Genomic DNA, 14,326 nt, shown 5'->3' with positions numbered 1-14,326 from the left:
AATACATGGCCTGACGATGAATAATCCGGCCAAAAGCAAAACATTATTGCCATACAGGGATAATCCTGATGTCCGAAAACCGCTGGGAAGGCATCGACGAGTTTGTCGCCGTTGCTGAATGCAGCCAATTCACCGCCGCTGCCGAACGTCTCGGGGTTTCTTCCTCGCACATCAGTCGACAAATCGTACGACTCGAAGAGCGATTGCAGACGCGCCTGCTCTATCGCAGTACCCGCAGGGTGACGCTGACCGAAGCCGGGCAGACATTCCTGCAACACTGCCAGCGCTTGCAGGACGGTCGCGAAGAAGCCTTGCGCGCGGTTGGCGATCTGACCAGCGAACCCAAAGGCATGCTGCGCATGACGTGCGCTGTGGCCTATGGCGAGCGATTTATCGTGCCGCTGGTGACACGGTTCATGGGGCTCTACCCGCAACTGCGCATCGATATTGAGCTGAGCAATCGTCAACTCGATCTGGTGCATGAGGGGCTGGATCTGGCGATTCGATTGGGACGATTGCAAGATTCACGACTGGTCGCGACGCGCCTGGCGCCACGGCGCATGTACCTCTGCGCGTCTCCGTCCTACCTGGAACGGTATGGACGACCACACAGCCTGTCGGAACTGAGCCGGCATAATTGCCTGATCGGCAGCACGGACATCTGGCAGCTTGAGCAAAATGGGCGGGAATTTTCCCAGCGAGTGCAGGGAAACTGGCGTTGCAACAGTGGGCAAGCGGTGCTGGATGCAGCTTTACAAGGGGTCGGTTTGTGTCAGTTGCCGGACTACTACGTGCTGGAGCACTTGCACAGCGGCGCATTGATTTCGTTGTTGGAGGCTCATCAGCCGCCGAATACCGCAGTGTGGGCCCTGTATCCGCAACAGCGACATTTGTCGCCGAAGGTGCGCAAGTTGGTGGACTTTCTTAAGGAAGGGTTGGCCGAACGGCCAGAGTATCGGATTTAAGATCAAAAGATCGCAGCCTGCGGCAGCTCCTACGGTGGTTTTTGTCGCGGCAAATCCCCTTGTAGGAGCTGCCGCAGGCTGCGATCTTTTAGCGGCGGTTGGCCCAACGCTGACGCAACCACTCCAGATCTTCCGGGCGGGTCACCTTGAGGTTATCCGCACGCCCTTCGATCAGACGGGGTGCCTGCCCCGCCCACTCCATCGCCGAAGCTTCATCGGTAATCACCGCATCCGCCACCAGGCTGTCCGCCAATGCGCGATGCAGTGCACCGAGGCGGAACATCTGCGGCGTGTAAGCCTGCCAGATCACGCTGCGGTCAACGGTTTCAACCACACGACCGTGCTTGTCGATCCGCTTGAGGGTGTCGCGCGCAGGAACCGCCAGCAAACCACCTACCGGGTCATCCGCCAGTTCAGCGAGTAATTTGTCGAGATCATCGCGACTCAGATTGGGCCGCGCCGCATCGTGCACCAGCACCCAGTCCTCATCGTCCGCACCTTGCGCGTGCAAATGCAGCAAGGCATTGAGCACCGAACCGGAACGCTCGGCACCGCCGTCAACGCACTGAATACGCGGATCGTTGACGCATGCCAGGCTCGGCCAATAAGGATCATCAACAGCAACACTGACCACCAAACCCTTGAGGCTCGGGTGATCGAGGAAACAGCCGAGGCTGTGTTCGAGAATTGTGCGCCCGCCCAGTTGCAGATATTGCTTGGGACGGTCCGCGGCCATTCGGGCACCGACGCCCGCGGCAGGAATCACGGCCCAGAAGGCCGGCAGGGAATTGATCATTGAGCCAACTGGTAAAGGGTTTCGCCGTCCTTGACCATGCCCAACTCGTGACGAGCCCGCTCTTCAACGGTCTCCATGCCTTTCTTCAACTCGCTGACCTCAGCGTCCATCACCCGGTTACGCTCCAGCAAACCTTCGTTCTCGGCATGTTGATCAGCAATCTGCTGATTCAGCTCGGCGACTTGCGCCAGACTGCCATTGCCCACCCACAGGCGGTACTGCAGACCGGCCAGCAGCAGGAGCAAAACGAGAAACAACCAGTAAGGACTGCGCATCGAATATCAGGTATCCAGTGAAAAAAGACAGCCACGCCAAAACTTTGCAGCGTCTGATAGCACGAAGCCTGGAAAATCCAGGCTTGTGCTGTTAAGGCATCAGATTAGTGGCAAATCCATCGCTGTCACGACTTTTTCGACACAATCCGGTGTCCTTTTATCAGTTTCAGCTTAACCGCGGAACTCGCTACGACCGTTGTACTTGGCTTTGCCATTCAACTGCTCTTCGATACGCAGCAGTTGGTTGTACTTGGAAACGCGGTCGGAACGGCACAGCGAACCGGTCTTGATCTGGCCAGCCGAGGTGCCCACAGCCAGGTCGGCAATGGTCGAATCTTCGGTTTCGCCGGAACGGTGCGAGATCACTGCGGTGTAACCGGCAGCCTTGGCCATCTGGATGGCTTCCAGGGTTTCGGTCAGGGTGCCGATCTGGTTGAACTTGATCAGGATCGAGTTGGCGATCTTTTTATGGATGCCTTCTTTCAGGATCTTGGTGTTGGTCACGAACAGATCGTCGCCCACCAACTGCACTTTCTCGCCGATTTTGTCGGTGAGAATTTTCCAGCCAGCCCAGTCGGACTCGTCCAGACCGTCTTCGATGGAGATGATCGGGTAACGCTCGGTCAGACCTTTGAGGTAGTCGGCGAAACCTTCAGCAGTGAACACCTGGCCTTCGCCGGACAGGTTGTACTTGCCGTCTTCGTAGAATTCGCTGGCTGCGCAGTCCAGGGCCAGGGTCACGTCGGTGCCCAGCTTGTAACCGGCGTTGGCCACGGCTTCAGAAATCACTTTCAGCGCGTCTTCGTTGGAAGCCAGGTTAGGCGCGAAACCACCTTCGTCGCCGACAGCAGTGCTCAGGCCACGGGCCTTCAGCACAGCTTTGAGGTGATGGAAAATCTCGGTGCCCATGCGCAGACCTTCCGAGAAAGACTTGGCGCCAACCGGCTGAACCATGAATTCCTGAATGTCGACGTTGTTATCGGCGTGCTCGCCACCGTTGATGATGTTCATCATCGGAACCGGCATCGAGTACACACCCGGGGTGCCGTTCAGGTTGGCGATGTGAGCGTACAGCGGCAGGTCCTGATCCTGTGCAGCAGCCTTGGCCGCAGCCAGGGACACGGCGAGAATGGCGTTGGCGCCCAGGGTCGCTTTGTTTTCGGTACCGTCGAGCTTGATCATCGCGTGATCGAGGGCTTTCTGATCGCTTGGGTCAGTGCCCAGCAGCAGATCGCGGATCGGGCCATTGATGTTGGCTACCGCTTTAAGCACGCCCTTGCCCAGGTAACGGCTCTTGTCGCCATCACGCAGCTCGAGCGCTTCACGCGAGCCAGTGGATGCACCGGACGGCGCGCATGCGCTGCCGATGATGCCGTTGTCGAGAAGCACGTCCGCTTCCACGGTGGGATTGCCACGGGAGTCGAGAACTTCACGACCTTTGATGTCGACGATTTTTGCCATTGTTGTAAACACTCCAAAGTTGACGAAAACGACGCAGCTAGAGGAAATCTTTTTACCGTCGGCAAGGGGGTGCAGCGGGCAGATTTGCAGACGATAACGCTCATGCCCGAGGGCATGAGCGACAAATCGTGCGGTACTTTACCGGAGAATTGAGGTTTACGCGGTTTCTACCGTCGGAAAACTCTTAACCAGTTCGTCCAAGGCTTTGAGCTGGGCCAGGAATGGCTCCAGTTTGTCCAGACGCAAGGCGCAAGGGCCGTCGCATTTGGCGTTGTCCGGATCCGGATGAGCTTCGAGGAACAGACCTGCCAGACCTTGGCTCATGCCAGCCTTGGCGAGGTCCAGGACCTGTGCACGGCGACCGCCGGCGGAGTCGGAACGACCGCCAGGCATTTGCAGCGAATGGGTCACGTCGAAGAATACCGGGTACTCGAACTGCTTCATGATGCCGAAGCCGAGCATGTCGACCACGAGGTTGTTATAGCCGAAGCTCGAACCACGCTCGCAGAGGATCAGTTGATCATTACCCGCTTCAACGCACTTGTTCAGGATGTGTTTCATTTCCTGAGGGGCGAGGAACTGGGCTTTCTTGATGTTGATGATCGCGTTGGTCTTGGCCATCGCCACGACCAGATCGGTCTGGCGCGACAGGAAGGCCGGCAACTGGATGATGTCGCAGATCTCGGCGACGACCGCGGCCTGTTCAGGCTCGTGGACGTCGGTGATGATCGGCACGCCAAAAGCCTGCTTGATGTCCTGGAAGATGCGCATGCCCTCTTCCAGGCCAGGACCGCGATACGAGGCCACAGAAGAACGGTTGGCCTTGTCGAAACTGGCCTTGAACACGTAAGGGATACCGAGTTTTTCGGTGACCTTCACATACTCTTCGCAAACCTGCATGGCCATGTCACGGCTTTCCAGCACGTTCATGCCGCCGAACAGCACCATGGGTTTGTCGTTGGCAATCTCGATGTCGCCGACGCGGATGATCTTCTGTGCCATCGGGGTTACGCCTTCTTCTGGTGTTGAGCCAACGCTGCTTTGACGAAGCCGCTGAACAGCGGATGGCCATCACGTGGTGTCGAGGTGAACTCTGGGTGAAACTGGCAAGCGACGAACCATGGATGATCCGGCGCTTCAACCACTTCAACCAGGGCTGCATCAGCGGAGCGACCGGAAATCTTCAGGCCGGCCTCGATGATTTGCGGCAGCAGGTTGTTGTTCACTTCGTAACGGTGACGGTGACGCTCGACGATCACGTCCTTGCCGTAGCAATCGTGCACTTTGGAGCCGGTTTCGAGCAGGCATTCCTGAGCGCCGAGGCGCATGGTGCCGCCCAGATCGGAGGCTTCAGTACGCATTTCTACGGCACCGGTGGCGTCTTCCCACTCGGTGATCAGGCCGACAACCGGGTGGCCGCTGGCGCGATCGAACTCGGTGGAGTTGGCGTCTTTCCAGCCCATGACGTTACGAGCGAACTCGATGACCGCCACTTGCATGCCCAGGCAGATACCCAGGTACGGAACCTTGTTTTCGCGAGCGTACTGAACGGCAGTGATCTTGCCTTCCACGCCGCGCAGACCGAAACCGCCCGGAACGAGGATGGCGTCTACGCCTTCCAGCAGCGCAGTGCCCTGGTTTTCGATGTCTTCGGAATCGATGTAGCGCAGGTTGACCTTGGTACGGTTGCTGATGCCCGCATGGCTCATCGCTTCGATCAGCGACTTGTAGGCGTCCAGCAGTTCCATGTACTTGCCGACCATGGCGATGGTGACTTCGTGTTCCGGGTTCAGCTTGGCATCAACCACAGCTTCCCACTCGGACAGATCGGCACCGCCGCACTGCAGACCGAAACGCTCGACGACGAAATCGTCCAGACCCTGCGAATGCAGAATGCCCGGGATCTTGTAGATGGTGTCGGCGTCTTCCAGAGCGATGACCGCACGCTCTTCAACGTTGGTGAACTGCGCGATCTTGCGACGCGACGAGATGTCGATCGGGTGATCGGAGCGGCAAACCAGCACGTCAGGCTGCAGGCCGATGGAACGCAGTTCCTTGACCGAGTGCTGGGTTGGCTTGGTTTTGGTTTCGCCGGCGGTGGCGATGTACGGCACCAGCGTCAGGTGCATCAGCATCGCGCGCTTGGCGCCGACTTCGAATCGCAGCTGACGGATGGCTTCGAGGAACGGTTGCGACTCGATGTCACCCACGGTGCCACCGATTTCGACCATCGCCACGTCGGCATCGCCTGCACCCTTGATGATGCGGCGCTTGATTTCGTCGGTAATGTGCGGAATCACCTGGATGGTTGCACCCAGGTAGTCACCACGGCGCTCTTTGCGCAGCACGTGTTCATAAACACGGCCGGTGGTGAAGTTGTTGTTCTGGGTCATGGTCGTGCGGATGAACCGCTCGTAGTGGCCCAGGTCCAGGTCGGTCTCGGCGCCGTCGTGGGTGACGAACACTTCACCATGCTGGAACGGGCTCATGGTGCCCGGGTCGACGTTGATGTACGGATCCAGCTTAAGCATGGTGACCTTAAGCCCCCGCGCCTCCAGGATAGCCGCCAATGAAGCCGAGGCAATGCCTTTCCCCAATGAAGAAACAACACCGCCCGTGACGAATATGTAGCGCGTCATGAAAAACCCTAGAAGTCTGCGTTAAAGCGGTACGAGCCGCCGGGGAAAGCGAAGGAAGGCCGAAGCCCCCGATCACCTGCATTAATCACAGTGCACCTTTCAAAAAAACCGCCGCGTTGGGACAGACCGGCAGATGAAACACCGGTACGTTGCTCGCTACACATTTTTTGGAATCGCCCAGCAAAGACTGCTTGGTAATCGGCAACTCCTGCAATTCAGGCGAATCCACAGAAGTTGTATCAAGAAGGGAGCGTAGTCTACCGGAATGCCCCTTTCATCTCAAACCTTGATCTTCGTCTGTTGGCTGCCAATGCAATTTCCAGCCGTCCTGCGCATTGCCATCAAGGCCCGGCAGGTTTGCCACCGCGAGCAATTCTTCACCGCGAAACAGCAGCGGCAATCTGCCACGCACGAAGGCCGGCACCGCACGTTCGTTGAGCAACCGTTTGAGATCACGATGGCCACGATCGGCCAGATGCATCAATTCCCCGCCCTGACGGTAAGCAATGCGCAACGGCCCGCAAGGCATCTGGCCACTGAACACGACGACCCCGTTACCGGACAAGCGTAGCGGTGATGTCGGGGTGTGCCACTCGCCGCCGATCACTGGCGCACGCAGCCAATCGCCGCTCAGCCACCAGAGACGACCGGCGCTGCGGTGCAACTCGCCATCGGCCAAACGCCAGACCGGCGATGCATCGTTGGCGGCATCGCACAAATCCGTCCAACCCGACCAATGGTCAGTATCAGGCAGCCGGGTGAGTGGTTCGAGCCAGTGGCTCAATGCATTTCGCTGACGGGCGACGGACAACGCCGCCAACGGTGCCAATTCCAGCGACGGCACGCACAGCCAGTCGAAATCAGTCGAGGCTTTGCCGTGCGCCAGATCGATCTGTGCCAGCTCATCCAGCAAGCCTTGCGCCTCACGCAGATGCGCGGCGCTGCGGGCCATGTTGGCTTGCGCTTGCGGCCAGCGCCCGGTCAGCAGCGGCACGATCTGATGACGCAGGTAATTGCGCGAAAATTGCCGATCTTCGTTTGACGGGTCTTCGATCCATTGCAACTGGTGCGCCGCGGCGTAGGCTTCAAGTTCGGCGCGAGTGACGTCGAGCAAAGGCCGAACCAACGTGCCCTGCCCCAACGGACGTTGCGCCGGCATTGCCGAAAGCCCACGCACGCCGGCACCGCGCAACAGACGAAACAACAGGGTTTCCGCCTGATCGTCGCGGTGCTGACCGGTCAGCAAAACGTCGTTGGACTGGTTTACCGAACCGAACACCGCATAACGCGCATCCCGCGCCGCCCGCTCAAGACTCGCCCCCGGTTGCACCTTCACCCGCTCCACTTGCAATGGAATGCTCAACGCATCGCAGACCGCCTGGCAATGTTCCGGCCACGCATCGGCTGCAGCCTGAAGGCCGTGATGGATGTGGATGGCGCTTAGCGTCGGGAGGGACTCGGTTTTGGCGAGATGGGCCAGCAGATGCAGGAGGACAGTGGAATCGAGGCCGCCGGAGAAAGCGACGCGCCAGTTCCTGGCATTGCGCCAGGCTGAAAGATTAAGCAAAAGCCGGGAAGGCAAATCAATCATGGACTGCCCCATATCGTTCTCTTTGCCTCAATCAAATGTGGGAGCGAGCCTGTTCGCGAAGACGGTTTAACATTCAACACATTCGTCGATTGTCATATCGCTTTCGCGAGCAGGCTCGCTCCCACATCAGGTATCGCGTTTCGACTTAGAGACCGTAGCTCATCAGTCGATCATAACGGCGCTTGAGCAGCGCTTCGTTGTCGAACTTCTTCAGCATCGCCAGTTGCGAGCTCAGCTCGGCACGGATCGACGCCGCAGCGGCTGCCGGGTCACGATGGGCGCCGCCCAGAGGCTCGCCGATAACCTTGTCGACAATGCCCAGGCCTTTCAGACGCTCGGCAGTGATGCCCATCGCTTCAGCGGCATCCGGTGCTTTTTCGGCGGTTTTCCACAGAATCGAGGCGCAACCTTCCGGCGAAATCACCGCGTAGGTCGAGTACTGCAACATGTTCAACTGATCGCACACGCCGATCGCCAATGCGCCGCCGGAACCGCCTTCACCGATGACGGTGGCGATGATCGGAGTTTTCAGGCGCGACATGACACGCAGGTTCCAGGCGATCGCTTCGCTCTGGTTGCGCTCTTCAGCGTCGATGCCAGGGTAGGCGCCCGGCGTGTCGATGAACGTCAGGATCGGCATTTTGAAACGCTCGGCCATCTCCATCAGACGGCAAGCCTTACGGTAGCCTTCCGGACGCGGCATGCCGAAGTTGCGGCGAACCTTCTCGCGTACTTCGCGGCCCTTCTGGTGACCGATGATCATCACTGGCTGGTCGTCCAGACGGGCAATACCGCCAACGATTGCAGCGTCGTCGGAGAAATGGCGATCGCCGTGCAGTTCGTCGAACTCGGTGAAGATGTGTTCGATGTAGTCCAGGGTGTACGGACGTTTCGGGTGACGTGCCAGGCGTGCGATCTGCCAGCTGGTCAGCTTGCCGAAGATGTCTTCGGTCAGCGTTTTGCTCTTGTCCTGCAGGCGGGAGATCTCATCGCCGATATTCAGCGAATTGTCATTACCGACCAAGCGCAACTCTTCGATCTTGGCTTGCAGGTCGGCGATCGGCTGTTCGAAATCTAGAAAATTCGGGTTCATAGGCGTCCGTCTTGGGTCGTGTCCCAAATGAGCTTGGGCCGGCCGGTTGTCTATTCGCGCCCTACCTTAAGGGAGAGGCGCGCTGAGGTCGAGATTAAAAATTCAGGTTGCGGGCAAGTGCAATGATGGCACCTGCCGGTCAACGGTATTGGAGGAAGACGTTGTCTCGCCCGAACTGGTCACGCAGGGCTTGAATCAAGGCATCCGCCGGGTCGATTCGCCAGGTCTCGCCGAACTGCAGCAAGGTCTTCGCATCAGGGCTGGTGTACTCCATTGTGATCGGGCACGCCCCGCGATGACGCTTGAGCAGATCACCCAACCAGCGTAGCTGATCGCCTTTGAGATCCTGCGTCTGCAACTTCAGACGCAGGCTCTCGGCGAGGTTGGTACGCGCATCTTCCATGCTCATCACCCGCTTGACCCGCAGGCGCAGGCCACCGGAGAAGTCGTCGTTACTGACTTCGCCTTCGACCACCACCATCGCGTCGGTCTGCAGCAGCGACTGCGCCGAGTGGAACGCCTCGGCAAACAGCGACGCCTCGATCCGCCCGGAGCGGTCGTCGAGGGTGATGAAACCCATCTTGTCGCCCTTCTTGTTCTTCATCACCCGCAGGGCAATGATCATCCCCGCCACGGTTTGCGTATCGCGCGCCGGTTTCAGGTCGATGATGCGCTGACGGGCGAAACGACGAATTTCGCCTTCGTATTCGTCGATCGGGTGGCCGGTAAGGTAAAGGCCCAAGGTGTCTTTCTCACCCTTGAGACGTTCCTTGAGAGTCAGCTCCTTGGCCTTGCGATGCACCGCATACACATCGGCGTCTTCCTCGACGAACAGCCCGCCAAACAGGTCGGCGTGGCCACTGTCGCGGGTACGGGCGGTCTGTTCGGCTGACTTGATTGCCTCTTCCATCGCCGCCAGCAGCACGGCGCGGTTGCGATCGATGTTGGCCTGATAAGCCTTCTGTTCGTCGTGAAAATACGGACCGAGACGATCCAGCGCACCGCTGCGGATCAAGCCATCAAGGGTGCGCTTGTTGATGCGTTTGAGGTCGACGCGGGCGCAGAAGTCGAACAGATCCTTGAACGGTCCCGCCTGACGCGCCTCGGTGATCGCTTCCACCGGGCCTTCGCCAACGCCTTTGATTGCGCCGAGGCCATAGACGATGCGGCCGTCGTCGTTCACCGTGAACTTGAACTCCGAATTATTCACATCCGGTGCGTCGAGACGCAGCTTCATGGTGCGAATTTCTTCGATCAAGGTCACGACCTTGTCGGTGTTGTGCATATCCGCCGACAGTACCGCCGCCATGAACGGCGCCGGGTAATGCGTCTTCAGCCAAGCGGTCTGATACGACACCAGACCGTAAGCGGCAGAGTGAGACTTGTTGAAGCCGTAACCGGCGAACTTTTCCACCAGGTCGAAAATGTTACCGGCCAGGTCCGCATCGATATTGTTGGTCTTGCAACCTTCAATGAAACCGCCGCGCTGCTTGGCCATTTCTTCGGGTTTTTTCTTACCCATGGCCCGACGCAGCATGTCCGCACCGCCAAGGGTGTAACCGGCCATGACCTGGGCAATCTGCATCACCTGTTCCTGATACAGGATGATGCCGTAAGTCGGCGCCAATACAGGCTTGAGGCCTTCGTACTGGTAGTCCGAGTGCGGGTACGCGAGTTCGGCGCGACCGTGCTTACGGTTGATGAAGTCGTCAACCATGCCTGACTGCAGCGGGCCCGGACGGAACAGGGCCACCAGTGCAATAAGGTCTTCCAGGCAGTCGGGCTTGAGCTTTTTGATCAGCTCTTTCATACCGCGCGACTCGAGCTGGAACACCGCCGTGGTTTCGGCTTTTTGCAGTAGCTGATAGGTCGGCTTGTCGTCCAGCGGGATGAACGCGATGTCCAGCGGCGGCTGATCGACCTTGGCACGGTCGCGGTTGATGGTCTTCAGCGCCCAGTCGATGACCGTCAGGGTTCGCAGGCCGAGGAAGTCGAACTTCACCAGTCCGGCGGCTTCAACGTCGTCCTTGTCGAACTGGGTCACCAGACCGTCGCCCGCCTCATCGCAATAGATAGGCGAGAAGTCAGTCAGCTTGGTCGGCGCGATTACTACACCACCGGCGTGCTTGCCGACGTTACGCACAACGCCTTCGAGCTTGCGCGCCATCTCCCAGATTTCTGCGGCTTCTTCATCGACCTTGATGAAATCACGCAGGATCTCTTCCTGTTCGTAAGCTTTTTCCAGGGTCATGCCGACTTCGAACGGAATCATCTTCGACAGACGATCCGCCAGGCCATAGGACTTGCCCTGCACCCGCGCCACGTCACGCACCACAGCCTTGGCGGCCATCGAACCGAACGTGATGATCTGGCTTACCGCGTTGCGGCCGTACTTCTCGGCAACGTAGTCGATGACCCGGTCACGCCCGTCCATGCAGAAGTCGACGTCGAAGTCGGGCATGGAAACCCGTTCCGGGTTAAGGAAACGTTCGAACAGCAGGTCGTATTCCAGCGGATCGAGGTCGGTGATTTTCTGCACATAGGCCACCAGCGAGCCGGCACCCGACCCACGGCCCGGGCCTACCGGCACACCGTTGCTCTTGGCCCACTGAATGAAGTCCATAACGATCAGGAAGTAACCGGGAAAGCCCATCTGGATAATGATATCCAGCTCGAAATTCAACCGGTCGACATAGACCTGACGCTTGGCGTCGTAATCTTCGGTGGTGTCTTTTGGCAACAAAACCGCCAGCCGCTCCTCCAGACCATCGAAGGACACCTTGCGGAAATACTCGTCGATGGTCATGCCATCGGGAATCGGGAAGTTGGGCAAAAAGTGTGTGCCCAGTTTTACTTCGATGTTGCAGCGCTTGGCGATCTCGACGGTGTTTTCGATTGCGTCGGGAATGTCGCTGAACAGCTCGGCCATTTCCTCGGCGCTTTTGAGGTATTGCTGATCGCTGTAATTCTTCGAGCGCCGAGGATCGTCGAGGGCACGGCCCTCACCGATGCACACCCGGGTTTCGTGGGCGGCGAAGTCTTCCTGCTTGATGAAACGCACATCGTTGCTCGCCACCAGCGGCGCGCCGAGCTTGTCGGCCAGGGCCACGGCGCCGTGCAACTGCTCTTCATCGTTAGGGCGACTGGTGCGCTGGATTTCCAGATAGAAGCGGTCCGGGAACACCGACATCCACTCACGCGTCAGGGCCTCGGCTTCGGCCGGGTTGCCACTGATCAGCGCCATGCCGATCTCGCCCTCTTTGGCGGCGGACAGCATGATCAGGCCTTCATTCGCCTCGGCAACCCACTCGCGCTCGATGATGATCATGCCGTTGCGCTGGCCTTCGATGAAGCCGCGCGAGATCAACTCGGTGAGGTTGCGATAGCCCTTGGCGTTCATCACCAACAGGCTGAGCCGGCTCAGGGGCGCGTCCGGGTCCTTGTTCGACAGCCACAGGTCGGCGCCGCAGATCGGCTTGATGCCTGCGCCCATGGTGTTTTTATAGAATTTGACCAGGGAACACATGTTGTTCTGATCAGTGACCGCAACCGCCGGCATGTTCATGGCGGTCAGCGCCTTGACCAGCGGCTTGATCCGCACCAGCCCGTCGACCAGGGAGTATTCAGTGTGCAGGCGTAGATGAACGAATGAAGCCGGCATAGTGATCCTGTCCAGTTACAGAGAGACAACAAGGCCCGGATTGTACCGGGCCTCGAACAAAACATCAGCCTTGCGACTAAACCTGCGTCAGACCTTCCAGCGCTTCATAAGCCTGACGTACCGGGGCGAACGAGCGCCGGTGAATCGGCGTCGGGCCCAAACGGACCAACGCTTCCAGATGAACGGGCGTCGGGTAGCCTTTATGGCCACCGATACCGTAACCCGGATAGATCAATTCGAATGCGGCCATTTCGCGGTCACGACTGACCTTGGCCAGAATCGATGCCGCTGCAATGGCTGGAACCTTGCCATCGCCCTGCACCACCGCTTCGGCGCGCATGGGCAAGTGCGGGCAGCGATTGCCGTCGATCATCGCCAGTTTCGGCTGAATGTGCAGCCCGGCCACCGCGCGCTGCATGGCCAGCATGGTCGCGTGCAGAATGTTCAGCTCGTCGATTTCTTCGACTTCGGCACGGGCGATGCACCAGCTCAGGGACTTCTCGATGATCTCGTCGTAAAGCTTTTCACGCTTGGCTTCGGTGAGTTTCTTCGAGTCATTGAGACCGAGAATCGGCCGGTTCGGATCGAGGATCACCGCCGCCGTCACCACCGCACCGCACAACGGGCCACGACCGACTTCATCGACACCGGCGACCAGTTCTTCAACTTCGGCAACCAGAGTGAAATCCAGGCCCATCTGCATATCTTTCTTGCTCATCGTGTTTGACCGACCAGGTTCAGCACGGCGTCCGCCGCTTGGTTGGAAGCATCCAGCCGCAGGGTGCGATGGATCTCGTCGAAACCACGGGTCTGCTCTTCGCCGCCCTCGATCAATGGCGACAGGGTCTGAGCCAGCGCCTCGACTGTCGCATCGTCCTGCAACAATTCCGGCACCAACAAGCGCTGGGCCAGCAGGTTCGGCAGGGACACGTACGGGCTCTTGACCATGCGTTTGAGAATCCAGAACGTCAGCGGTGCCAGGCGATACGCAACCACCATCGGCCGCTTGTACAACAGCGCTTCAAGGGTCGCCGTGCCGGAAGCGATCAGCACTGCATTGCACGCGGCCAGAGCCAAGTGGGATTTGCCATCGAGCAACGTCACCGGCAGATCACGGCCGGCGAGCAGCTCTTCAAGTTGCACACGGCGCTCCGGACTGGCGCACGGCATGACAAAACGCACACCCGGACGCAGGGCCCGCAGGCGCTGGGCAGTATCGAGAAACAACGCGCCGAGACGACCGACTTCACCGCCACGGCTGCCGGGCATCAACGCGACCAGCGGCCCGTCTGGCAGGCCCAGCTCGGCACGTGCAGCGGCGCGATCGGCTTGCAGCGGTATGGCGTCGGCCAGCGAGTGACCGACGAACCGCACTGGCACGCCTTTCTCTTCGTAGAATTTGGCTTCGAACGGGAACAGCGTAAGCATCAGATCGCAACCTTCGCGAATCTTCAGCACGCGCTTCTGCCGCCATGCCCACACCGACGGGCTGACGTAATGCACGGTTTTGATCCCGGCCTGACGCAGCTTGAGTTCGATATTGAGGTTGAAGTCCGGGGCATCGATGCCGATGAACGCGTCAGGCTTCTCGGCAATCAGCGTGGCAATCAGCTTTTTGCGACGCTTGAGCAACTCGCGCAATCGGCCGAGAACCTCAACCAGCCCCATGACCGACAAGCGCTCCATGGGGAAGTAGGAAGTCAGGCCTTCGGCCTGCATCAACGGACCGCCGACACCGATGAACTCGACTGACGGGTGTTGTGCCTTGAGGGCACGCATGAGGCCGGCACCGAGAATGTCACCGGAAGCCTCCCCCGCCACCAGCGCAATACGCAGACTGGCCAT

Annotated in this window: 11 protein-coding genes; 1 reads left to right on the top strand and 10 read right to left on the bottom strand. The window is 59.1% G+C overall.

Features of this window, described 5'->3' with window-relative positions:
* Positions 1 to 68 precede the first annotated feature (68 nt).
* Positions 69 to 965 (top strand): LysR substrate-binding domain-containing protein, encoded by an 897-nt coding sequence (locus tag AB4P97_RS01515; RefSeq protein WP_042557894.1) that lies wholly within the window; start codon positions 69 to 71, stop codon positions 963 to 965.
* 88 nt (positions 966 to 1,053) lie between these two features.
* Here AB4P97_RS01515 and ispD read toward each other — a convergent pair whose 3' ends face one another.
* The 10 genes from ispD to lpxB form a co-directional block, all read right to left on the bottom strand.
* Positions 1,054 to 1,761 carry a 2-C-methyl-D-erythritol 4-phosphate cytidylyltransferase gene (gene ispD / locus AB4P97_RS01510; RefSeq protein ID WP_042561963.1) on the bottom strand — a complete coding sequence of 236 codons (708 nt, stop codon included), beginning with the start codon at positions 1,759 to 1,761 and terminating at the stop codon, positions 1,054 to 1,056.
* Entirely contained in the window at positions 1,758 to 2,036 is a 279-nt protein-coding gene (gene ftsB, locus AB4P97_RS01505) for a cell division protein FtsB (protein ID WP_007908838.1), read from the bottom strand. The genes ispD and ftsB overlap by 4 nt, the downstream gene beginning before the upstream one ends.
* 171 nt (positions 2,037 to 2,207) lie before the next feature.
* Complete coding sequence (gene eno / locus AB4P97_RS01500) at positions 2,208 to 3,497, bottom strand: phosphopyruvate hydratase (protein WP_395601983.1); 1,290 nt, start codon at positions 3,495 to 3,497, stop codon at positions 2,208 to 2,210.
* Between the two features lie 156 nt (positions 3,498 to 3,653).
* Positions 3,654 to 4,499: a 3-deoxy-8-phosphooctulonate synthase gene (gene kdsA, locus AB4P97_RS01495; protein WP_042557892.1), complete on the bottom strand. Its 846-nt coding sequence runs from the start codon at positions 4,497 to 4,499 to the stop codon at positions 3,654 to 3,656.
* Positions 4,500 to 4,504: 5 nt separating this feature from the next.
* A complete protein-coding gene (locus AB4P97_RS01490) occupies positions 4,505 to 6,136 on the bottom strand; it encodes a CTP synthase (RefSeq protein ID WP_395601982.1) in 1,632 nt (543 codons plus the stop codon).
* Positions 6,137 to 6,410: 274 nt separating this feature from the next.
* Positions 6,411 to 7,739 (bottom strand): tRNA lysidine(34) synthetase TilS, encoded by a 1,329-nt coding sequence (gene tilS / locus AB4P97_RS01485; protein ID WP_042557890.1) that lies wholly within the window; start codon positions 7,737 to 7,739, stop codon positions 6,411 to 6,413.
* Between the two features lie 133 nt (positions 7,740 to 7,872).
* A complete protein-coding gene (locus tag AB4P97_RS01480) occupies positions 7,873 to 8,820 on the bottom strand; it encodes an acetyl-CoA carboxylase carboxyltransferase subunit alpha (protein WP_042557889.1) in 948 nt (315 codons plus the stop codon).
* 139 nt (positions 8,821 to 8,959) lie between these two features.
* The gene (gene dnaE, locus AB4P97_RS01475) at positions 8,960 to 12,481 is read right to left on the bottom strand and encodes a DNA polymerase III subunit alpha (RefSeq protein WP_042557888.1); all 3,522 of its coding nucleotides are present in this window, start codon (positions 12,479 to 12,481) and stop codon (positions 8,960 to 8,962) included.
* 76 nt (positions 12,482 to 12,557) lie between these two features.
* Complete coding sequence (gene rnhB, locus AB4P97_RS01470) at positions 12,558 to 13,184, bottom strand: ribonuclease HII (protein ID WP_042557887.1); 627 nt, start codon at positions 13,182 to 13,184, stop codon at positions 12,558 to 12,560.
* Positions 13,185 to 13,195: 11 nt separating this feature from the next.
* On the bottom strand, positions 13,196 to 14,326 hold the full coding sequence (gene lpxB / locus AB4P97_RS01465; RefSeq protein ID WP_042557886.1) for a lipid-A-disaccharide synthase: 1,131 nt from the start codon (positions 14,324 to 14,326) through the stop codon (positions 13,196 to 13,198).

The sequence above is a fragment of the Pseudomonas sp. A1230 genome, assembly GCF_044218825.1.
Lineage (GTDB): Bacteria > Pseudomonadota > Gammaproteobacteria > Pseudomonadales > Pseudomonadaceae > Aquipseudomonas > Aquipseudomonas iridis.
The sequence above is the reverse complement of the archived record's forward strand: the minus strand, read 5'-3'. Positions and strand labels throughout refer to the sequence as shown.